Here is a 22,834-nt window from a genome sequence, read left to right as displayed (position 1 = left end):
GCGTGTGCGCCGAGCGCCTCGCGCCGCTGGGCTAGGTTAGATCCATGACCAACACGGCGACCTCACCGGTTGTGCATGCGAGGGCACCGGGCAAAATCAACGTCTTCCTCAAGGTGGGGGCCGTGATGGACGACGGCTACCACGACCTCGCGACGGCGTTCCAGGCCGTCTCGCTCTACGAAGACGTGCGCGCCAGGGCGGCCGACGATTTCAGCGTCGAGTTCACCGGCTCCGTCGACACCTCCGGCCTGGCCGTGGACGACAGCAACCTCGCGATCAAGGCGGCGCGTGCGCTGGCCGCGGCCACCGGATTCCGCGGCGGCGTGCGCCTGCAGATCGACAAGAACGTGCCCATCGCCGGCGGCATGGGCGGCGGCTCAGCGGATGCGGCGGCCACGTTGCTGGCCTGCGACGCGCTCTGGGGAACCGACCTGGGCAAGGACGAATTGCTCAAGATCGCGGCGACCCTGGGCGCCGACGTGCCGTTCGCGTTCACGGGCGGCACCGCCATCGGCACGGGCCGCGGAGACCAGCTCAGCCCGGCGCTGGCCAAGGGCCAGTTCCACTGGGTGCTCGCCCTGGCCGAGTTCGGCATGTCCACCCCCTCGGTGTACAGCGAGCTCGACCGGCACCGCACCCGGCACGCCCAGGACATCTTTCCCGCCCAGGTTCAGCCCACCGTCGACGCCGACGTTCTGCAGGCCCTGCGCGCCGGCGACCCGGCCATGCTCGCCGAGTCGATGCACAACGACCTGCAGGCCCCCGCGCTCCAGCTCGCGCCGGGCCTGGGCCGGGTGCTCGAGCTCGGCGAGGCGAACGGCGCACTGGCGGGCATCCTCTCCGGCTCCGGTCCCACGGTCGCGTTCCTCGTGCCCGACACCGACGCCGCCCTCGAGCTGCAGGTGGCGCTGAGCGCCGCCCGGCTGCACGTGGTGCGCGCCACCGGCCCGGTACACGGAGCCCGCATCCTGACCAGCTAGCCGCGCTCTCCAGCTCGTCGGTCGAGCGTGCCGAGTCCCGGCGACCCGACCTGCGGATGGTTCCCGCTTCGTCGGTCGAGCTTGTCGAGACCTGGTGACCCGGTCTGCGGATCGGCTCGCGGGATCTCGACAGGCTCGATCAACGTTGGGGTCGCGACCGTTTGTCGGCTCGCGGAGGCGCTGCGCCGAGGAGCGGATGGTGACTCGGCCTGCGGATGGTTCCCGTCTCGTCGGTCGAGCTTGTCGAGACCTGGTGACTCGTCCTGCGGAACGGCTCGCGGGATCTCGACAGGCTCGATCGGCGTGTGGGTCGCGAACGCGGTTCGGCTCGCGGGATCTCGACAGGCTCGATCAGCGTTGGGGTCGCGACCGTTTGTCGGCTCGCGGAGGCGCTGCGCCGAGGAGCGGATGGTGACCCGGTCTACGGATGGTTCCCGTCTCGTCGGTCGAGCTTGTCGAGACCTGGTGACCCGGTCTGCAGATGGTTCCCGCCTCGTCGGTCGAGCTTGTCGAGACCTGGTGACCCGGCCTGCGGATCGGCTCGCGGGATCTCGACAGGCTCGATCAACGTGTGGGTCGCGACCGTTTGTCGGCTCGCGGAGGCGCTGCGCCGAGGAGCGGATGGTGACCCGGTCTGCGGATGGTTCCCGCCTCGTCGGTCGAGCTTGTCGAGACCTGGTGACCCGGTCTGCGGATGGTTCCCCGTCTCGTCGGTCGAGCTTGTCGAGACCTGGTGACTCGTCCTGCGGAACGGCTCGCGGGATCTCGACAGGCTCGATCGGCGTTGGGGTCGCGACCGTTTGTCGGCTCGCGGATGCGGTGCGTCGAGGAGCGGATGGTGACCCGGTCTGCGGATGGTTCCCGTCTCGTCGGTCGAGCTTGTCGAGACCCGGTGACCCGGTCTGCGGATCGGCTCGCGGGATCTCGACAGGCTCGATCGGCGTTGGGGTCGCGACCGTTTGTCGGCTCGCGGATGCGGTGCGTCGAGGAGCGGATGGTCACCCGGCCTGCGGATGGTTCCCGTCTCGTCGGTCGAGCTCGTCGAGACCTGGTGACCCGGTCTGCGGATGGTTCCCCGCCTCGTCGGTCGGGCTTGTCGAGACCTGGTGACTCGTTCTGCGGAACGGCTCGCGGGATCTCGACAGGCTCGATCGGCGTGTGGGTCGCGACCGCGGAACGGCTCGCGGGATCTCGACAGGCTCGATCAACGTGTGGGTCGCGACCGTTTGTCGGCTCGCGGAGGCGCTGCGCCGAGGAGCGGATGGTGACCCGGTCTGCGGATGGTTCCCGCCTCGTCGGTCGAGCTTGTCGAGACCTGGTGACCCGGCCTGCGGATCGGCTCGCGGGATCTCGACAGGCTCGATCAACGTTGGGGTCGCGATTGCTTGTCGGCTCGCGGGATCTCGACAGGCTCGATTGGCGTGGGTGCGCGGGTGTCGGGCGGCTCGCGGGGCTGTGACCGCGGTCCGGGCACTCAGCTGCGACGGCTAGGCTCGAACCCTATGGCACATTTGCTCGGGGCCGAGTCCCTGCACCTTGAATTTCCCACCCGCGTCATCTTCGACAGCGTCACCGCCGGACTGAACGAGGGCGACCGCATTGGCATCGTCGGACGTAACGGCGACGGCAAGTCCACCCTCCTGCGCCTGCTCGCCGGCCGCATGGAGCCCGATTCCGGCCGGGTGACCCGAAGGCGCGGCGTCACCATCGGCGTGCTCGACCAGTCCGACGACCTCGTCAACGGCCAGACCGTCGGCCACACCATCGTGGGCGGCATCGACGAGCACGTCTGGGCCGGCGACGCGAAGGTACGCGACGTGATCGCGGGCCTCGTCCGCGACATCCCCTGGGACACCCTCGTCGACGACCTCTCCGGTGGCCAGCGCCGCCGGGTGGCCCTCGCCCAGGTGCTCATCGGCGACCACGACGTGGTCTTCCTCGACGAGCCCACCAACCACCTCGACGTGGAGGGCATCTCCTGGCTCGCCGGGCACCTCAAGAACCGCTGGGCCCAGAACTCCGGCGGCCTCGTGGTCGTCACGCACGACCGGTGGTTCCTCGACGAGGTCTGCAACATGACCTGGGAGGTGCACGACCGCCTGATCGAACCGTTCGAGGGTGGTTACGCCGCCTACATCCTGCAGCGCGTCGAGCGCGACCGGATGAGCGCCGTCATGGAAGGCAAGCGCCAGAACCTGATGAAGAAGGAGCTGGCGTGGCTGCGCCGCGGAGCCCCGGCCCGCACGGCCAAGCCCAAGTTCCGCATTGACGCCGCCAACGAACTGATCGAGAACGAGCCGCCGCCCCGCGACACCGTGTCGATGCAGTCGATGGCCATGCAGCGCCTCGGCAAGGATGTGGTCGACCTCGTCGACGTCTCCGTGAGCTTCGGCGAGAAGACCGTGCTCAACAACATCACCTGGCTGATCGCGCCGGGCGAGCGCACCGGCATCCTGGGCGTCAACGGCGCCGGAAAGTCGACTCTGCTCAACCTGGTCGCCGGCACCCTCGCCCCCGACACCGGCAAGGTCAAGCGCGGACAGACCATCAAGGTCGCCGTGCTCACCCAGCAGCTGTTCGAGCTCGACGACATCCGCAACGACCGGGTCAGCGACGTCATCGCCCGCCAGCGCACCTCGTACATGGCCGGCGGCAAGGAGATCACGCCCGGCCAGATGCTCGAGCGCATGGGCTTCATGAGCGCGCAGCTGTCCACCCAGGTCAAGGACCTCTCCGGTGGGCAGAAGCGTCGCCTGCAGCTGCTGCTGATCGTCCTGGACGAGCCGAACGTGCTCATCCTCGACGAGCCCACCAACGACCTGGACACCGACATGCTCGCGGCCATGGAAGACCTGCTCGACTCCTTCCCCGGCACGCTGCTCGTCGTCTCGCACGACCGGTACCTCATCGAACGGGTCACCGACAACCAGTACGCGGTCTCCGACGGCGGGTTCCACCACCTGCCCGGCGGTGTCGACCAGTACCTGGAGCTGCGCAAGCGCCAGGTCGCCGGCGGTTCGTTCACGGCGGATGCCGCGTCGCCCACCTCGGCCAACGTCAAGGCCTCCGGCAAGCCGGCTCTCGGCGGCGCCGAGCTGCGGAACGCCCAGAAGGAACTCGCCTCGATCGACCGCAAGGTGGCCAAGCAGCAGGCGAAGATCAAGGAGCTGCACAACGCTCTGGCCGCGCATGACCAGAGCGACTACACGGGTCTCGGTGCACTTCAGGCCGAGGTCGCCGCGGCCGAAGACGCCGTCGCGGGCTTCGAGACCCGCTGGGTGGAACTGTCGGTCCTGCTCGAGAAGTGATCCACTTGTTTCACCCGCACGGCGACCCGGTTCGCTGAACCGCCGCCCAGCTCGCAGATCCTGTGACTGGGCGGCGTTTGTCGCAGCATCTGTGACGAAGTGTGTCCGCGCGGTTCAGTCGTCGAGTGTCCTGCGGTTAACGTAGAAGAGTGCCACGCGACGTTGCGGCACAGATTCCCCACGCGAGTACCCCGTGGATGCCCTGTGCCAACATTCGCTTCGTCGTGCGTGGCGCACACAGCCACACAGACACACAGACACAGCGACCGAGACGTGGAGATCACCAGAGTGAAAAAGAACAGTGCGACCAGAAGCATCCTGAGCGTCCTGGCCATCGGGGCCAGCCTGACCCTGCTCGCCGGCTGCGCCGGTGCTGCCGGAGGCAGTGACGACGAGACCGTGAAGATCGGCGTCGTCGGGGCCAGCGACCCGTACTGGGCCGACTACACCGAGGCCGCCGCCGCCGAGGGCATCACCGTGGAGATCGTCGACTTCGCCGAGTACAACCAGCCCAACCCGGCGCTGACCAACGGTGACATCGACCTGAACCAGTTCCAGCACCTGGCGTTCCTGGCCGACTACAACGTCTCCGCCGGCGAAGACCTCACGCCCATCGGCGCCACGGCCATCTACCCGCTCGGCCTCTACTCGAGCAAGGTCACCGACGTGACCGACATCAAGAAGGGCGACACCGTCGCCGTGCCCAACGACTCCAGCAACCTGGGCCGCGCGCTGCTGCTGCTGCAGAGCGCCGACCTCATCACGCTGAAGGACGGCGGCACGATCTTCTCCACCCTCGACGACGTCGACACCGACGCCTCCAAGGTGACCGTCACGGCGCTCGAGCCCTCCCTCACCGCCACGTCGCTGCCCGACGTGGCCGCGGCCGTGGTCAACAACGACTTCGTGGAGAAGGCCGGTCTCTCCTTCGACGACGCGCTCGTCAAGGACGACCCCTCCGATGACACCGCGCTGCCCTACGTGAACGTCTTCGCCGCGCGCGCCGAGGACAAGGACAACGAGACCTACACCAAGCTCGTCGAGCTTTACCAGAACACCAAGGCCGTCACCGACGGCGTGCTCGAGGTGTCGGGCGGTTCTGCCGTTCTGGCGACCACGCCGGCTGCGGACCTGCAGGCCACCCTGGCCACGGTCGAGAAGGAAACCGCGGCTCAGAAGTAGGCTCCACCCGGCCGGCCGGCCCCGCTGAGAGCGGGCCGGCCGGTTTTCCCGTTCCAACCGAAGGATCGTACATGTCCGCACCAACCCCCCTGGTCGAATTGAAGAACGTGAGCAAGGTGTATCCGGCCACCGTCAAGGGCGCACCCGATGTCACGGCGATCGACGACGTCAGCCTCCGCATCGACGCGGGCGACGTCTACGGCATCATCGGCTACTCCGGGGCGGGTAAGAGCACCCTGGTGCGCCTGGTGAACGTGCTCGAACGTTCCACCGCCGGGCAGATCCTCATCGACGGCCGGGACGTGGCCGGCCTGCCGGAGCGGGAACTCCGCCCGGTTCGGCTCGGCATCGGCATGATCTTCCAGCAGTTCAACCTGCTGAACTCCCGTTCGGTGGCGCGCAACGTGGAGTACCCGCTCGAGGTCGCCGGCCGGGACAAGGCCACCCGCGCCGCTCGCGTCGCCGAGATGCTCGACTTCGTGGGCCTCGGCGACAAGGCGGGGGCCTACCCCGACCAGCTCTCCGGGGGTCAGAAGCAGCGAGTGGGCATCGCCCGCGCTCTGGCGACATCGCCGGCCCTGCTGTTGGCCGATGAAGCCACCAGCGCGCTCGACCCGGAGACCACCCACGAGGTGCTCGAACTGCTGAAGCGGGTGAACCAGGAGTTCGGCGTCACCATCATCGTCATCACCCACGAGATGGACGTCATCCAGACGCTGGCGACCAAGGTCGCCGTGATGGACCAGGGCCGGATCATCGAGCGCGGTGACGTGTTCGACGTGTTCTCCAACCCGCAGCAGGCCGCATCGGCGCGGTTCGTCTCCACCGTCGTGAAGGGAGTGCCGTCTGCGGCCGAGCTCGCCGTGCTGCGCGACCGGCACACCGGCCGGATCGTGACGCTCGCGTTCCGCACGGATGCGGTGGACCAGACACGGGTCTTCGGCGAGCTGTCCCGCGACGGCGTCGGGTTCCAGGTGGTCTACGGCGGTATCAACGAAATCCAGGGGCGCCCGTTCGGGCACCTCACCCTCGCGCTGACCGGCGATGACGCGACCATCGATTCCGCGCTCGACCGTGTCCGCGCGCTCACGACCGTCACCGAGGTGCGCTGACCATGGATTCCCTCATCGACCTGCAGCCCGAGTTCTGGAAAGCCGCGGGGGAGACCCTCTACATCGTCGGGTTCACCCTGCTGTTCGGCGGTCTCGGCGGCCTGCTCATCGGTCTCGGCCTCTACCTCAGCCGCGCCGGCAGCATCCTGGCCAACCGGCCGGTCTTCGCGGTGCTCAACGTGCTGGTCAACACGGTGCGGCCCATTCCCTTCATCATCTTCCTCGCCGCGGCGCAGCCCCTGGCCCGAGCGGTCGTGGGCACCGGAATCGGCAACAACGCGATCATCTTCACCATCGCGCTGGCCGCATCGTTCGCCATGGGACGCATCGTGGAACAGAACCTGCTCACGGTGTCACCCGGCGTGATCGAAGCGGCCCGCAGCGTGGGCGCCGGTCCCGTGCGCATCATCTTCACGGTGCTGCTGCCCGAGGCGCTCGGCCCCCTGATCCTCGGCTACACGTTCATCTTCGTGGCGCTCGTGGACATGTCCGCCGTGGCCGGTTATGTCGGTGGTGGCGGGCTGGGCGCCTTCGCGCTGCTCTACGGCTACCGGCAGTACAACCCGATCGTCACCTGGGCGGCCGTGCTGCTGATCATCGTGCTCGTTCAACTCGTGCAGTTCCTCGGCAACTGGCTGGCCAGGAAGGCCCTGCGCCGCTGATCGGCCCTGCTCCTCGGCGTTCCTTCAGCGACCGTACACCCCCCGTTCAGCCGAGCGGGTCCTGGCGGACACCTCATGCCACGAATGTTCTCGCTGAGGTACGAAGCGAAGTCCTCAAACCGAGTTTCACCAGGTTTCGAGGAGCAGCGTGTCGACGAGCGCCAGCGTGGTCTTTTCCGCCTTCACCTCTGCCGCCGACCCGCGGTTGCAGGGCTGGTTGTCGTTCCGCGGACACCTGCAGGCCGACGACGTCGCGACGGCCCGGCCGGCGCGCGCCGTGCGTCGCGGTGACTCCCGGGGCGAGACGGCCACCGACGGTGCCTGGTCCGCCAGGTCGGGAATCTGGCGCCTGCTGGCCTCGAACAGCCGGGAGCTCGGCCGCAGCTCCTCCGTGTACGCGACGTTCGGCCTGGCGCGCGCGCATGTGATCGACCTGCAGGCCGGCGTGGACCGGATGATCGCGACGACCGTGACAGGGCCGACCTCCGGCACGCACGGCTGGGTGGTGACCGTCGACGAGGTCGCCGTGATGACGAGCGGGCGCTGGTACGGCACGACGTCCACCACCCGGGATGCGTGCGCGGGCGCCCTGGCGGCGTTCCGGAACGCGCTGGTGACCCAGGACCCCCGCCGGATGGTGGAACCCGGCGCCCGCCGCCCCCGCCGGACGAGCGGCGACACCGAGCTGGCGGGGTCCTGGTGAGCGGGCTCCCGGTGACCGGGCGGATCCGCTGGCTGGAGTGGCTTCCGCTGGGCCTCTTCCTGGGCGTGGCCGCCTGGTTCCTCGTGGCCGCCCTGCCCGGTGGGGGATCCGGAGCCGCGCCCGATCAGGCGGCGGTCTACGCCGAGGCCCCGGTCCCCGCGGTGCTCCTCCCGGAGACCGCACCGGAGGCGCCCGCCGGATCGCCGGCTGACACGCAGGACAGCGCTCCCGCCGGAATCGGCCCGGACACGGCCGTGGTCTCGGCGGACTGGGCGCGCGCGGCCTCGGGGGCCACCGGCATCCCGCAGCGGGCGCTGCTCGGCTATGCCGGTGCCGCGCTCCGGGTGGCCGGCGAACAACCGGGCTGCGGGCTGGGCTGGACCACCCTGGCGGCGCTGGGCGCCATCGAGTCCGACCACGGCCGGCACGGCGCCTCCGCCATCGGGGCCGACGGCCAGACCGCGCCGGGCATCCTCGGGCCGCTCTTGGACGGCACGGTCTACGACGCCTTCCCCGACACCGACGCCGGGCTCTGGGACGGCGACGCGCAGTGGGACCGTGCCGTGGGCCCGCTGCAGTTCATCCCGGCGACGTGGTCGGACTGGGGCGCCGACGGCAACGGTGACGGCGTGGCCGACCCGCAACAGATCGACGATGCCGCCCTGACGACCGCGCGGTACCTCTGCGACACCGGCGACCTCACGACTCCGGCGGCCTGGCGCGCGGCCGTGTACTCGTACAACCACGTCGACAGCTACGTCGACCTCGTCGCAGCGACGGCGAACGGCTACGCCGCGCGGATGCCGTGACGGGCGCGGCTGCCGGCCTCGTCTCCGGGCGGTACCGGCTCGGACCGCTGCTGGGCAGCGGGGGATCCGCGTCGGTCTTCGCCGCCGTCGACACCCGCACCGGCGACGCCCTGGCGCTCAAGATCCTGCACCCGGAGCTGTCGCGCAGCCCGCGGCTGCGGGAGGCGTTCTTCCGGGAGGCACGCGAGGCCGGCCGGGTGCGGCATCCCAACGTCGTGGCCGTGCTGGACGTCGGGGTGCACGACGACGAGACCGACCCGCTCGCCTGGATCGCCCTGGAACTGGCCCCCGGCCAGACCCTCGCCGAGTACGTCGAGAGAACCGGCCCGCTGCCGGTTCCGGACGCCCTCACTCTCGCGCTGGCGGTGCTGCGGGGGCTCGCTGCCGTGCACGGTGCCGGTCTGATCCACCGCGACGTCTCGCCGGCGAACATCATGATCGCCCCGGAGGCCGACGGCTTCCTGCCGATCGGCGCCGTGCGGCTGCTCGACTTCGGCCTGGCCGACGTCACCGATCGTGCCGCGACGGGCTCCGACCTGCTGCGCAGCGAGCCCGAACCGGCAGAGGACCGGCCGGATCGGCAGCTGGGCGTGCTCGGGAGCGTCAACTACATGTCTCCGGAGCAGGCGGCCGGCGGGAGCGTCGACGAGCGCGGTGACCTCTACCAACTCGGCGGTGTGCTCTACTTCGCGCTGACCGGCTCCCCGCCCTTCCCGCGCGACACCGTCGACGCCGTGCGGCGCGCGCACGCTCTCACCCCGCCGCCGGTGCCCTCGGTGGTGCGTCCCGGCATCCGGCGCGGCGTGGACCGGATCGTGGTGCGGGCGCTGCTCAAGGACCGTGCCGACCGGTTCGCCTCGGCCGACGAGATGCGCCGGGCGATCCTGGCCCTCGAGCCGTCCGCGACCGCCGAGGCCGCCGCGACCGGACAGTCCGGAGACGACCACACCCGCCGGTTCGGCAGGCCGCTCGACTCCTCGCCGGCTCCCGAAACGGAACGCACCGCCGTGCTCCCGCGTAGGCCCACGCCGAGACCCGCGCCGACCCGCTCAGGGCCCGCTGACCTCCTGCCGCCTCCCGCCGTCCGCCGCACGGGCGCGGGGCGGGCCGCCGGCTGGCTGGCGCTGGTCCTCGTCGCCGGGGTGATCGCGGCCGGCTGGGTGGCCGCGGCCGCCGACGGGGCCCGCACCAGCGTGGCCGTCAGCAGCACCCCGTCGGCCACGGAGACCACCTCAGCGGCCCCGACGGCGACGCCTCCACCCCAGACGCCGGCCCCCGCCGAAGCTGAACGCACCTCGGTGCGGGTCCCCGAGCTCACCACCATGCCGCTGGGCGAGGCCCGGGCCGCCCTCGAGGCGGCGGGGCTGCGGGTCGGCCTGCTCAGCACCCAGGATTCGGTGCGGACCGGCGACACCGTGCTCACCCTGAACCCGGCACCGGGGACCTGGCTGGCGGAGGGCGACCCCGTCGACCTCCTGGTGGCCTCGGGGTCCAACAGCGTGCCGGCGACGGTCGGCCTGGCCCAGGCGGATGCCGTGGCGGCGCTGCAGAACGCCGGCTTCACGGCCGTCGTCGTCGTGCGGGCCGAGGCGGCGGCGCCGACGGGCACCGTGCTGGCCAGCCAACCGATGGACGCCACCGTGCTCCGCCTGGGCACCACGGTCACACTCACCGTGGCCGCCGCCGTCGTCACTCCGACGTCCAGCCCGCCGCCGCAGACTCCCGCGCCGACCGCCACTCCGGCCGGCACGGCGACGCCCGCGCCCTGACCCGGGAACCGTCGCCAAGTCCACACACCACGTCCACATCCAGGTGGTCGGATCGACGCCGGGAATTCACCTGGCAACCCAAACATGTGTTTCGCAGCTGTTGCCGCTTACCCCGGCCCCGCTCGAATCCCACCCCACGTCTCACCCGAGGACACCCATGCCACGCTCGACCCTGCTGCCTGCGCGCACCGCGCCGGCCGGCGCACCGGACAGCGCACCGGACACCGAGGCGTTCCCCTTCGAGAAGGAACGCCGCCGGGCCCTGGTCTCCCGCCCGTCGGTCTCCGACTCGGTGTTCCGGTCGGTGGCGTTCACGGCCGGCGGCATCACCGTGGCGATCATGCTCGCGGTGGGCGTGTTCCTCTCCATCCGCGCCTCCGACGCCCTGGGCGTGGCCGGCTTCTCCTTCCTGACCGAACAGGTCTGGTCGCCGGAATCCCGCACCTTCGGCATCGCGTCGGTGCTGTTCGGCACCGTCACGATCGCCCTGATCGCCATGTGCGTGGCCGTGCCGCTGGCTCTGGGAACCGCCCTGCTCATCTCCGAGGTCGCCCAGGGCCGGCTGCGGTCCACCCTGGTCACCCTGGTCGACCTGATGGCCGCCGTGCCCAGCGTGGTCTTCGGGCTCTGGGGCGTCTTCTTCCTCCAGGCCAACGTCATCCCGGTGGCCAGCTGGATCTCCACCTACTTCGGCTGGATCCCGTTCTTCAGGGTCTCGGATGCCTCCGGCGCGGCCCTGAGCGACGCCAGCGCCTTCACCTCCTCGGCGTTCACCGCCGGGGTCGTGGTCGGGCTCATGGTGGTCCCCACGACGACCTCGGTCATGCGGGAGGCGTTCTCCCAGGCGCCCATCGGTGAACGGGAGGCGGCCTTCGCCCTCGGCTCCACCCGCTGGGGCATGATCCGCGCCGTCGTGCTCCCGTTCGGGCGCGGCGGCATCATCGGCGGCACCATGCTGGGCCTGGGCCGGGCCCTGGGCGAGACCATCGCGGTGTACATGATCATCTCCCCGATCTTCACCATCAACTGGCAGGTGCTCAAGACCGGCAGCAACTCCGTCTCGGCGCTCATCGCCCTTCGCTACGGGGAATCCAGCGAGTTCGGCCTGTCCGCGCTGATGGCCGCCGGCCTCGTCCTGTTCCTGATGACCCTGGTCATCAACTTCACGGCCTCGTCCATCGTGGCCCGGTCCCGATCCGGGGCAGAGAGCAACTGACCATGACCTTCATCCCCTCTCCGGACAGCGCCCCGATCGGCCCGCGCCGTCGCGTGCGCGCCGCCCGCCTCGACGACAGGTTCAACCTGCTCGGCGCGGCCGCCGCCGGCATCGCCCTGTCCACCCTGATCTTCGGCTGGTTCACCCCGCTGTCCGGCGGGGTGGGCTGGACCCTGGTGGCGTTCGTGTCGTTCATCGGCTTCTACGCCCTCCTGGTGAGCAACACCTCCGACTTCCAGGAGGTCAAGGACCGGGTGATGTCGGTTCTGCTCGCCAGCGCCGGGATCGTGCTCTTCGGCGCCCTCGTGTTCGTCGTGGCCTTCACCCTGGTGCGCGGGCAGGAGGCCCTGCCGCACCTCAACTTCTTCACCGAGAGCATGGAGAAGGCCGGCCCCCTCGACGGCCTGGAGATGGGCGGCATCCTGCACGCCATTCTCGGCACGCTCATGCAGATCGGTATGGCCCTCGTGATCACGGTGCCGCTGGGCATTCTCACCGCCCTGTTCCTCAACGAGGTCGGCGGCCGCTTCGCCCGGTTCGTGCGCACCATCTCGGATGCCATGACGGCGCTGCCCTCGATCGTGGCCGGCCTGTTCGTGTACTCGGCGATCATCGTGCTGATCACGCACCAACGCTCCGGGTTCGCCGCGTCGATGGCCATCACGGTCATGATGCTGCCCATCGTGATCAGGGCCTCCGACATCGTGTTGCGTCTTGTGGCCGGCAACCTGCGCGAGGCCGCCTACGCCCTGGGGTCGACCCGGTGGCGCACCATCTGGCACGTCGTGCTGCCCACCGCCCGGCCGGGACTGGCCACGGCCGTGATCCTCGGCACCGCGCGGGGGATCGGCGAGACCAGCCCGGTGCTGCTCACCTCGGGGGTGACGGCCGTGGTCAACACGAACCCGTTCGAGGGCCCGATGATCTCGCTGCCGCTGCAGGTGTTTGACTTCGTCAAATCGCCGGAGCCCAACATGATCGCGCGCGGTTTCGGCGCTGCGGCCGTGCTGATCCTGCTGGTCCTGGCGCTGTTCGCCATCGCCAGGCTGATCGGCGGCCGGGCACCCGGCGACCTCACCGCTCGTCAGCAGCGACGGGTCGGGGCGGCGTCGCTGCGAGACCTGCAGCGCATCACCCTGCAGCACCTGAACGCCCCGAACGTCATCACCCAGACCGCCACCGACCCCCACCAGAAGGAGTCGTCCTCGTGACGCCACAGACCCGGTGGATCCGACGGATCCGCGCCATCGTCGCCCTGCTCGCCATCGCCCTGGTCACCGTGACGGGCGTGATCCCCGCGCAGGCCGCCAGCTACGACCCGATCACCGGCACCGGTTCCACCTGGTCGCAGAACGCCCTCGACCAGTGGCGCAAGAACGTCGCGAACAACTACGGCATGACCGTGAACTACTCCGGGGTCGGCTCCTCGGCCGGGCGGCGCGACTTCGCCGCGGGCAACGTCGACTTCGCCGTGAGCGAGATCCCGTTCCAGCTCGCCCCCGAAGACGGCTCAGCGCCGGAGCAACCTCCTCGCGGTTACGCCTACATGCCCATCGTGGCCGGCGGCACCTCGTTCATGTACAACCTCAAGATCAACGGCGTGCGGGTGTCCAACCTGCGGCTGAGCGGCGACGTCATCACCAAGATCTTCACGGGCGGCATCACCAACTGGAACGACCCCGCCATCCAGGCCGACAACCCCGGCCTGGCCATGCCGGACAAGGGCATCGTCCCGGTCGTCCGCTCCGACGGCTCCGGCTCCACCGCCCAGTTCAGCCTGTGGATGTCCAAACAGCACCCGGCCCTGTGGGACGCGTTCTGCGCTTCCGTCGGACGCGCCACACCCTGCGGCCTGACCTCGCAGTACCCCACCTTCGGCAACGCCAAGGCGCAGAGCGGATCCTCCGGCGTGGCCGGCTACGTCAGCCAGGACTACGGCGAAGGCGCCATCACCTACGTCGAGTACTCCTACGCCCTGGAGTCGGGTTTCCCCGTGGCCAAGGTGCTCAACCAGGCCGGGTACTACGTCGAACCCACCGCGAACTCGGTGGCGGTGGCGCTGCTGACCGCGCAGATCGACCAGACCCCCGGGCCCAACTACCTCACCCAGGTGCTGGACGGCGTGTACAACAGCGCCGACCCGCGCACCTACGCGCTCTCCAGCTACTCCTACATGATCGTGCCCACCGAAGTGGGCGGGGTGTTCACCGCCAAGAAGGGCACCACGCTCGGCGCCTTCGCCAACTACATGCTCTGCGAGGGCCAGCAGCAGGCCGCCGACCTCGGCTACTCGCCGCTGCCGATGAACCTCGTGCTCGCCGGGTTCGACCAGATCAAACGGGTCCCCGGCGCCGACACCACCGGTGTCGACATCAACAAGTGCAACAACCCGACCTTCAAGGCCGGGGATTCCCCGTCGAGCAACCAGCTCGCGCTCACCGCGGCCCAGCCGCAGGACTGTGACAAGGTGGGCCCGAACCAGTGCACCACCGGCACGGCAGGCGCCCCGGCCGAGACTCCGATCACGGGCAGCGGAACCGGCGGGAGCGCCACGGGCGGCACGGCGGAGGAGACCGCCGCCGCAGCGGCAGCCGCGGCAGCTACGACATCGGCCGGCGGGGCAGCCGCCACCGGCACGACGGTGGGGGCGGCGGCGGTCTACGACGCCAACGGCGCCCTCGTCTCCGGCGGCGCCGTCGGCTCATCCGTGGCCGGGGCGGCCGTGGCCACCCCGTTCACCCTCGCCGAGGACGGCTGGGGGCTGCAGCAGTCGCTGATGCTCCTGGCCGCGACACTGCTCGTCGCCGCCGCGGTGCTGCCGCCGGTGTTCTGGCGCAGACTGACGCCCCGCGACCGCACGGGCGGCGTCAAATGAGCCGGCACGCCGCACCGACCCCCGTGCGCACCTCGCCCTGGACCCGGGCCGGGGCCAGCGGCATCATCGTCGGCCTCCTCGTGGGCGTCAGCGTGGCCGCGCTCACGTCGCTGGCCCCCACCGCGGCCGTGGCGGATGCCTCCAGCGCCGTCACCGTGCGAAGTGCGGACTACGAGCTCGCACCGGCCACGGCGCCGTTCCCCGACCTCACCGTCACCGTGTCCCAGACCACCGACCTCGTGTCGGAGGGCATCCTGGTCAGCTGGACCGGCGGCAAGAAGTCGGTGCGGCCGCAGGGCAACGTCGGCGGCGAGAACTTCCTGCAGATCGCGCAGTGCTGGGGCGAGGACCCGAAGAACCCCGGCCACCCCGACCGCACGACCTGCCAGTACGGCGCCTTCCCCAACGTGGGCCGGGACGCCAACGTGCAGGCCAACGTCCCGCCAGACCCCGAGAAGCCGGACCGCGCCCCGAACATCGCCACGCAGGACGAGCAGTACACCACAGCCGGCGCCGGGTTCGCCGTGCCGCCGTACACGTCGATCCCGTTCCAGCCGCGCAACGGCGCCCTCGTAACATCCGTCGTGAAGAACGCGAAGGGCGTGCTCGTGCACGACACCACCGTCGACGTGAACAAGAACGAGTACTTCACTGAGTACACCTCGAACGAGATCAAATGGGCCGGCTCCGACGACACCGGTGCCGGAGCGGTCAAGTTCGAGGTGCAGACCAGCATGCAATCGCCGGGGCTCGGCTGTGGCGAGCCCGTGGTGAAGAACGGCGTCACGACGGGCGCATCCTGCTGGCTCGTCGTCATTCCGCGGCCGGTGGGCGACTCCGGCACGAACGAGATCACCCAGCCTGGCCTGTTCTGGGACGCCTGGCAGCACCACGTGGCGGTCAAACTCGACTTCAAGCCCGTGGGAGTGCGCTGCGACATCGGCAGCGCGGAGTCCCAGCTCGGCGGCAGCGAACTCATCGCCGGCGCCATCTCCTCCTGGCAGCCCAACCTGTGCGCGGGCACCAGCGGCTCGGCGTTCGTGCTCAGCACCGGCAACGAGGCGGATGTGCTGACCAAGGCCGCCGGCACCACCCCGAGCCCGCTGGCGCTCACCTCCTACCCTCTCCAGACGACCGCCCCCGACCCGCTGCAGTACGCACCCGTCGGCATCTCCGGGGTCACGGTGTCCTTCGCGATCGACAGGCGGGTCACCCCCGTCGACGGCATCGACCAGGCCTACAAGGACCGCGAAACCCAGGCGTTCACCTCACTGAACCTCACCCCACGGCTGGTGGCCAAACTGCTCACGGCGTCCTACATCTCAGCGCTGCCACCCGGGGCAGACCTCAAGCACATCAACTACACCGACAACGCCCATCAGGGCCACAACGCCCGCAACCTCACCCGGGACCCTGACTTCCTGGCCGTGAACGATGCGGAGTGGGCCGCGCAGGACCTCAACAGCGCATCGTTGTCCGACATGCTGGCGCCGTCGGGACGCTCGGACCTCGCCACGGCGCTCTGGCGCTACGTGATGGCCGATTCCGAGGCCGTCGCCTTCCTGAACGGCACCCCCGACGAGTGGGGCATGATCGTCAACCCGTGGTACTCCACCAACGCGGGCGTCAACCCCACCGGCGCGGCCTTCACCCTGCCCCGCGACACCTTCCCCAAGGCCGACCCCGTCGAGAAGCCGGCGACAACGGGCTCGAACGGTGTGGGGCCGGTGAACCTGGTGACCTGGCGGCCGTACACCTCCGACTTCGAGAACGGCGCCTACCTCACCCTCCGCGGCGACGGTCAGCTGCTCGGCGGCTGGGACTCCACCAGCACCCCGCCCAAGTACCTCAAGACGGCCAGGAGCCTGGCCGGGGACCAGGGCGTGATCGGCCTGAGCACGGCGGGGTCCGCCGCGCGCTACCAGAACGTCACCGCGTCGCTGCGGAACCCGGCGGGCAGCTTCGTCGCGCCCACCTCCGACGCCATGCTCGCCGCTGCGGCGGCCATGACACCCACCGAGATGCAGACCGCCGTGCTGGAGTTCGATCCGTCGTCGAGCGCGGCGGCGGGCGCCAGCACCGCCTATCCCGTCACCCTGCCGGTCTACGCCGCGCTGAACCCGCTGCAGACGGATGCGAAGCAGCGCGCGAAGTTCGCCAACCTGATCCGCTACGCGGCCACCGACGGGCAGAAGCCGGGCACCGAGCTCGGCCAGCTGCCGGCGGGGTACGCGAGCATGCCCACCAGTTGGAGCGCGCAGGCCCTCGTCGCGGCGACCGCCATCGAGCAGGGCATCAGCCCGCAGGCGAAGCCCGCAGCGACGCCGACCCCGACAGCGGCGGCAGCGAAACCGGCCGCGGCGTCCGTCGCGGCCCCCGCCGCGGCAACGGTTCCCGCCAGCGGGTCCGCGGCGGTCGCGGCGGCGGCGGCGACCGTGGCCGCAGCCACGGCGGCCACCGACCCCACGGCCACCGGCACCGTGGCCGGACCCCTGATCGGGGCCAAGACCCCCGATGACCCCGAGGTCGGCCCGGTCGGCATGGCCGTGCCCGTCGGGCTCCTCTCCGGACTGGCCGCAGCCGCTGCGGTCCCCATGATCTCGCGCCTCAGACGACAGCGCTTCTGATGCGTCACAGCTTGGCGGTCAGTCCGGGGCATCCGCCCCGGCGGGAACACGTCGGGACGGCGGATCCAACCGGATTCCGTTACTTGCACCACATCCGAAAGGCATCACAGTGATTTCGAAGAAGGCTATTGCGCTCTGCGCGACTGTCGGCGTCACCCTGTCTGGCATTGCCCTGGCGGTACCGGCCCACGCCGAGCCCGTCTCCAACAGCTACTCCATCGTCGGATCCGACACCCTTGAAGACGTCGTCGGCGCCCTCGCCAACGGCAGCCGCATCACCGGATCCACCGTGCGAATCACCACGTCAGGCTCCACCCTCGGATCCTTCGACGCCACCGGTTCGCCGTACATCACGACCAAGGCATCCGGTGTGCGTTTCGGCCGGCCCAACGGCTCCGGCGACGGCGTCAAGGCGCTCAGCCGGTCGATCGACGGAGCGGCGTACACATCCGGAACCGTGGGCGGCCCGGCCAACGTGACCATCACCGGCCAGGTCGACATCGCCCGCTCGTCCAGCGCGGGAACGAGCAACACGAACGGCGAGCTGCTCTACGTGCCTTTCGCCCGTGACGCCATCGCCTACGCCTACAAGGGCTCGGCCAGCGGCATCGGCGCCATCACGCCCACCCAGATGAAGAGCCTGTACGAGTGCTCCGCCGGCTTCCAGATCGGCGGCGTCACCGTCACGCCCATCATCCCGCAGGCCGGCTCCGGCACCCGCAAGGACTTCATCAGCAAGATCGGCGTCACCGAGGCGAGCATGCTCACCGTCGCCGAGGGCGGCTGTGTCGTCGAAGGCCAGGAGCACGACGCGACCACCCTCACGAACGAGTCGGTCATGCCGATGGCCGTGTCCCGCTGGGTCGCCATGAACACCGGCGCCAGCTACGACAAGCGCGGAACCGGCACCCTCGGGTCGCTCGTCTCCGGCGTCGCACCGGTGACCGGAACGGGAACGGCCATGGTTCCCAACGCCGCGTACTACAGCAACGGCACCTGGGGCCGCGACACCTACCTCGTCGTCGAATTCGCGCGGGTCGACCCCACCAACGCGAAGTACGACGCGAAGCTCGCCGCCCTCGTCGACCCGGCCAAGGTCACCAGCCTCACCACCTCGGCCTCGGTCCTCGGCAGCCAGCCCGGCGCCGTGAAGAAGAAGTTCGGCATGCTCGCTCCCTCCAGCACCACCCCCTTCCGCGTTCTCAAGACCGCCTAGCCTCCCGCCCCGCGCATCCCCAGAGAAGGAACAAGACCATGAAGCTCAGCAGAAAAACCAGTTTCGCCGCCGCGGGACTGATGTCCCTGGCCCTCGTCGCCACCGCTGCCACGGCCGCCCAGGCCGCCCCGCAGTCCAACGGGTCCGACGGACCCATGTACATCTACGACGGAACCACCGCGGAGATCATTCCCGCCGACGCACCGTTCGCCTGGGACGAAGCCGCCGTGTCGTCCAACTCGCCCACCGACCCCAGTGACCCGCTGTTCTGCCCGGTCGGCTCCGAAGGCGCCGTGCAGTTCCTCTCCGCTCCCGGCGAAGAGCGCAACCCGCTGAACTGGATGGCGTACTCGCCGGGCGGCTTCGACCCGTCCCTCGACCTGTCTGTGCTGCTGGCCCCGATGATGCCGGAAGGCCTGTACAACGGCCTGCCCGGACAGGCCGCGGTCAAGGCCGCCGGCGGCACCTACAGCCTCGGTGTCGCGTGCACGATCTACAACGACGTGAAGGTCGTCGGAGCGTTCTACCGCACCATCACCGTTGAGGCCGGAACCGGCATCTGGCGTGCCGCCGCCGTGCAGGACACGACCACGCCCGTCGACCCGACCGATCCCACCGACCCCGGGACCCCGGCCGACAGCACCGGCACGATCGCCCTGGCGCCGACCGTCGTCGGCGCCACCAACGGTGTGCTCGCCCTGACGGTACCGGCGGGCGCCGCGGCGACCTTCGGCACCCCGACCCTGGTGAACAACAAGTCGACCACCACCGGCACCCTGGGCGCCGTCACGGTGAACGACGGCCGGGTTCTCACGCTCAACGGCTGGGACCTGACCGCCAACGTCGCCGACTTCGTCAACGCGGCCGACACGACCAGCATCATCGGCAAGGCCCAGCTCGGCCTCGCGCCGCAGGTCACGACGGCCGGCACCACCGCGACCGGCGTCACCGCCGCCGCAGCCCAGGTCGCCGGTTCGGCCAGCTACCCGGCGGCGTTCGCGTCCGCCGCGGCCGGCAGCACGGTCGGAGCCAGCGTGCTGGACGCCGGCCTCACCTTCGTCGCCCCGCAGTCCAAGGCGGCCGGAACCTACAACTCGACCCTGACCCTCACGGTCGTCTCGAAGTAGTCAGCAGCAGCTGAGGGGGAGGGGCGGCGCCTGCCGTCCTTCCCCTGCAGCCGCAGCGTCCTCCCGCAGTTCACCCCGTCTGGAAAGAGACCGTCGCCCGTGATCATCCGTCGCCCCGCACCCGCAGCCCACCATCGCAGCCAGGTCGCCACCTCGCTGCTGGTCACCCTGGGCCTCACCCTGGGTCTGACCCTCGGTGTCGGCGCCACCGGCGCCCGGGCCGACGACTCCGACGGCATCGCCGGGTCCCCGGCCGCCAACGGGAGCGTCGACCAGTCCCGCTCCCGGTACAGCTACCAGGTCGACCCCGGCCAGCAGGTCGCCGACGAATACCTGGTGCAGAACACCGGCACCACCTCGCAGGCCGTCACGGTGTACGCCACCGACGCCTTCAACGCCGACGACGGCAGCTTCTCCCTGCTCGACGGGGGCGTGCCCAGCGTGGACGTGGGCCACTGGGTCAGCTTCACCGACGGCGCCGACAAGGTCGAGGTGACCCTGGAGCCCGGCGGCTCCCAGGTGATCCCGTTCACCGTCTCCGTGCCCGCCGACGCCCGGCCCGGCGACCACGCCGGCGGCATCATCGTCTCCGCCCTCACCCCGGCCGGCCAGGTCTCGGTCGACCGGCGTGTCGCCATCCGCCTCTACACCCGCGTGAAGGGGGAGCTGCAGCCCGGGCTCACCATCAGCAGCATCTCGTCGTCGTACCGCGGCGAACTCAACCCGTTCTCGGGGGAGACCTCGCTGACCGTGAGCCTGCAGAACACCGGCAACGTCTCCCTCGGGGCCAGCACGGTCGCCCAGGTGAAGGGTGTCTTCGGGATCGCCCTGTCGGAGCTGACCCGCACACCCATCCCCGAGATGCTGCCCGGCAGCTCCCGCACCGTCACCATCGTCGTGCCGGGAGTGGGCCCGTGGGTCTACCTCAACCCGCACGTCTCGCTCGCCGCCACCGTGGACGCCGACGCGCTGCCGCCGGGGTTGCTGCCCACCGCCGAGCGCAGCAGCGACATGTTCGTCGTGCCCTGGGCTCTGGTGATCGTGCTGCTGTTGGCCGGGTTCGCCTGGTTGCTGGTGCGCCTCTCCCGCACCCGCGACGCCGCCAGGGCCCGCGCCTGGATCGAGTACACCGAGGCTGAAGCCCGTCGCAAGGCCCTCGGCGAATCGACCGCCTGACCCTGTGCGCGCCCCGACCCTTCCCGGCGCGTTTGCCCGTCGTTTGCCTGCACGCCAGCTTTCAGAGAACCGGACCCGACTAACTTGACTGTGCTCACCTCCCTCCCCGCACGACGACCGCTCCTGGCGGTCCTCAGTGCCCTGCTGTCGACCGTCGTGCTGTCGACCGTCGCCCTGTCGGGTGCCGCCGTCGGCGCCCACGCGACGGAGGACCCCGACGGCGTGGGACTCACGGTGGGTGTGGTCGGATCGACCCCCACGCCGACGCCAACGGCGAGTTCGGCCGCGCCGGCCCGGGCGACGAACCGCCCGGTCACCCCGGCGCTCGTCTCGACCATCCGCCCCGTCACCCAGACGACTCCCACCGGCAGGGCGGCGACGGCTGCGCTCGGCGGTAACCCGGTCACCCTCGCCGGCGTGCTGGCGGTGAGCGGGCTCACCGCCCACGCACAGCAGAACGTGGGTCCGGGCGGCGGCGACATCGTGCTCGGCTTCACCGTGAAGAACCTCACCGACCAGCCGTTCGATTCCACGGCGCGGTTCTGGGTCGACAACGCCCTCGGGCTGCAGATCCACGCGGTCGACGACGTCGCCCTGGACGACCTGGCCGGCGGCGAGACCCGCACCGTCACCGTCACCCTGACCGATATGGGTCAGTGGAGCGCCTACAACACGCATGTGACGCTGACCCCGCCGGAAACCGTCGGCGAGACGAGCCTGAGCCCGGTCACCCGGGATGCGCTGCTGCTGGTGCCGCCGTACTTCCTGCTGGGGGTGCTCGCCCTCCTGGGCGCGATCTCCGTCGTGGCCCGCTATGCGCTGCTGACCCGGCGGTTCTTCCCGGCCGGCACCGCGGAGCCCGTGTCGTGACGCTCACCGCACCACCCCGCGGCTGGCGTCCGCGCCAACCGCCCCGGCCGCCCCGCCGGCCACCGGCCCCGCCCGTCGTGATCGTGCTCAGCCCGCAGGACCAACTCGTCCGCACGATCTTCGCCATCGCCGCGGCGCTGATCTTCGGGTTCCTGGCCAACCTCACGGTGCTGGGCGGGTTGCAGCACATGGTCGCCCAGCAGCAGCTCACAGACACCCTGCGCATCGAGCTGGCGCAGGGCACCGCACCGGTCAGCGAGGGGACCGTGGACAAGGTGCTCCTGGCTGACGGCGCACCGCTGGGCATCATCGACATCCCCTCCATCGGGGTGCACGAGGTCTTCGTCGAGGGCTCGGATTCGGGCACCACCCGCACCGGCCCCGGACACCGGCGTGACACCGTGCTGCCCGGCCAGGCGGGCATCAGCGTGGTGATGGGCCGGGCCGCGGCGTACGGCGGGCCGTTCGCGCGGATCCAGGAACTGGCCCCCGGCCAGGAGTTCACCGTGCTCACCGGCCAGGGCGAGCAGACCTTCGCCGTGATCGGGGTGCGCTACGCCGGCGACCCGTCCCCGATGGCCCTCGCGGCGGGGGAGAGCCGGCTCATCCTCGAGACCGCTCGCGGGCCCGCGTTCATCCCGGGCGGCGTCGCCCGGGTGGACGCCAAGCTCACCAGCGCCACCCAACCTGCCGGCGCCCGCCAGACCAGCTACAGCACCCTGGCGCCGTCGCACCGGGAACTGGCCACGGACACCACCACGGTGTGGGCGCTGGCCTTCGCCCTGCAGTTCTTCCTACTGATCGAGGCCGCGGCCATCTGGTCCTTCCGCCGGGTGGGCGTGCGGAAGACCTGGACCGTCTTCGTACCGGTCGTGACCGTGGGCGGATTGTTCGTGGCCGACCAGGCCGTGCGCCTCCTGCCCAACCTGCTCTGACCCGTCTTCTGCTCCGCCCCATCTTTTCTTCCGCCCCGACCGTCGACGCCCCACGAAATGAGTGCTCATGACCCCGTCCACCCAGGATGACGAGCTGACCCAGGTTCTGCCGGCCCTGCGCGTCAGCCCCGCGGCCGAGCCGAGCGGCGCCGACCTGCCACCGGCCCTGCGCGCCCGCCGCAACCGCGGCCTGGCCCTCCCGTTCCGGTCCGCTGCCCGGGCTGCCGCCCGGCCGGTCGCCCCCGTGGCCCCGGCCGAGCCGGTGCC

Annotated in this window: 17 protein-coding genes; all 17 read left to right on the top strand. The window is 70.5% G+C overall.

Translation table 11 applies throughout. The features are described from left to right. Window positions 1–44 precede the first annotated feature (44 nt). The 17 genes from PA27867_RS12125 to PA27867_RS12045 all read left to right on the top strand — a co-directional run bounded on the left by PA27867_RS12125 (window position 45) and on the right by PA27867_RS12045 (window position 22,567). On the top strand, window positions 45–980 hold the full coding sequence (locus PA27867_RS12125; RefSeq protein ID WP_066596661.1) for a 4-(cytidine 5'-diphospho)-2-C-methyl-D-erythritol kinase: 936 nt from the start codon (window positions 45–47) through the stop codon (window positions 978–980). Window positions 981–2,482: 1,502 nt separating this feature from the next. Next, window positions 2,483–4,288, top strand: a complete 1,806-nt coding sequence (locus PA27867_RS12120) for an ABC-F family ATP-binding cassette domain-containing protein (protein WP_066596659.1) — start codon at window positions 2,483–2,485, stop codon at window positions 4,286–4,288. A 279-nt stretch (window positions 4,289–4,567) separates the two neighbouring features. Next, window positions 4,568–5,470, top strand: coding sequence for a MetQ/NlpA family ABC transporter substrate-binding protein (locus tag PA27867_RS12115; RefSeq protein WP_084021419.1), 903 nt, complete (start codon window positions 4,568–4,570; stop codon window positions 5,468–5,470). A gap of 71 nt (window positions 5,471–5,541) precedes the next feature. Next, on the top strand, window positions 5,542–6,582 hold the full coding sequence (locus tag PA27867_RS12110) for a methionine ABC transporter ATP-binding protein (RefSeq protein WP_066596658.1): 1,041 nt from the start codon (window positions 5,542–5,544) through the stop codon (window positions 6,580–6,582). A gap of 2 nt (window positions 6,583–6,584) precedes the next feature. After that, window positions 6,585–7,244 (top strand): methionine ABC transporter permease, encoded by a 660-nt coding sequence (locus PA27867_RS12105; RefSeq protein WP_066596656.1) that lies wholly within the window; start codon window positions 6,585–6,587, stop codon window positions 7,242–7,244. A 148-nt stretch (window positions 7,245–7,392) separates the two neighbouring features. Beyond that, on the top strand, window positions 7,393–7,947 hold the full coding sequence (locus PA27867_RS12100) for a hypothetical protein (RefSeq protein ID WP_066596654.1): 555 nt from the start codon (window positions 7,393–7,395) through the stop codon (window positions 7,945–7,947). Next, window positions 7,944–8,756, top strand: coding sequence for a lytic murein transglycosylase (locus PA27867_RS12095; RefSeq protein ID WP_066596653.1), 813 nt, complete (start codon window positions 7,944–7,946; stop codon window positions 8,754–8,756). Before PA27867_RS12100 ends, PA27867_RS12095 begins: the two co-directional genes overlap by 4 nt. Further along, a complete protein-coding gene (locus tag PA27867_RS12090) occupies window positions 8,753–10,525 on the top strand; it encodes a protein kinase domain-containing protein (RefSeq protein WP_066596651.1) in 1,773 nt (590 codons plus the stop codon). The genes PA27867_RS12095 and PA27867_RS12090 overlap by 4 nt, the downstream gene beginning before the upstream one ends. Before the next feature lie 157 nt (window positions 10,526–10,682). After that, window positions 10,683–11,741 carry a phosphate ABC transporter permease subunit PstC gene (gene pstC / locus PA27867_RS12085; protein WP_066596649.1) on the top strand — a complete coding sequence of 353 codons (1,059 nt, stop codon included), beginning with the start codon at window positions 10,683–10,685 and terminating at the stop codon, window positions 11,739–11,741. A gap of 2 nt (window positions 11,742–11,743) precedes the next feature. After that, window positions 11,744–12,952 (top strand): phosphate ABC transporter permease PstA, encoded by a 1,209-nt coding sequence (gene pstA / locus PA27867_RS12080; RefSeq protein ID WP_084021075.1) that lies wholly within the window; start codon window positions 11,744–11,746, stop codon window positions 12,950–12,952. Continuing rightward, the gene (gene pstS, locus PA27867_RS12075) at window positions 12,949–14,616 is read left to right on the top strand and encodes a phosphate ABC transporter substrate-binding protein PstS (RefSeq protein ID WP_236900698.1); all 1,668 of its coding nucleotides are present in this window, start codon (window positions 12,949–12,951) and stop codon (window positions 14,614–14,616) included. Before pstA ends, pstS begins: the two co-directional genes overlap by 4 nt. Beyond that, window positions 14,613–17,243 (top strand): hypothetical protein, encoded by a 2,631-nt coding sequence (locus tag PA27867_RS12070; RefSeq protein WP_066596647.1) that lies wholly within the window; start codon window positions 14,613–14,615, stop codon window positions 17,241–17,243. The genes pstS and PA27867_RS12070 overlap by 4 nt, the downstream gene beginning before the upstream one ends. Before the next feature lie 109 nt (window positions 17,244–17,352). Next, complete coding sequence (locus tag PA27867_RS12065; RefSeq protein ID WP_066596645.1) at window positions 17,353–18,459, top strand: hypothetical protein; 1,107 nt, start codon at window positions 17,353–17,355, stop codon at window positions 18,457–18,459. Between the two features lie 38 nt (window positions 18,460–18,497). Next, window positions 18,498–19,586, top strand: a complete 1,089-nt coding sequence (locus tag PA27867_RS12060) for a WxL domain-containing protein (protein ID WP_066596643.1) — start codon at window positions 18,498–18,500, stop codon at window positions 19,584–19,586. 99 nt (window positions 19,587–19,685) lie between these two features. Next, window positions 19,686–20,762 carry a WxL protein peptidoglycan domain-containing protein gene (locus PA27867_RS12055; RefSeq protein WP_066596642.1) on the top strand — a complete coding sequence of 359 codons (1,077 nt, stop codon included), beginning with the start codon at window positions 19,686–19,688 and terminating at the stop codon, window positions 20,760–20,762. A gap of 90 nt (window positions 20,763–20,852) precedes the next feature. Continuing rightward, window positions 20,853–21,632, top strand: coding sequence for a hypothetical protein (locus tag PA27867_RS12050; RefSeq protein WP_066596641.1), 780 nt, complete (start codon window positions 20,853–20,855; stop codon window positions 21,630–21,632). Continuing rightward, window positions 21,629–22,567: a sortase gene (locus PA27867_RS12045; RefSeq protein ID WP_236900697.1), complete on the top strand. Its 939-nt coding sequence runs from the start codon at window positions 21,629–21,631 to the stop codon at window positions 22,565–22,567. Before PA27867_RS12050 ends, PA27867_RS12045 begins: the two co-directional genes overlap by 4 nt. Window positions 22,568–22,834 lie beyond the last annotated feature (267 nt).

Origin of the sequence: Cryobacterium arcticum (assembly GCF_001679725.1) — a bacterium.
Classification (GTDB): Bacteria; Actinomycetota; Actinomycetes; order Actinomycetales; family Microbacteriaceae; genus Cryobacterium; species Cryobacterium arcticum_A.
Note: the sequence above shows the minus strand (reverse complement) of the source record. Positions and strands in the feature narration are given on the sequence as shown.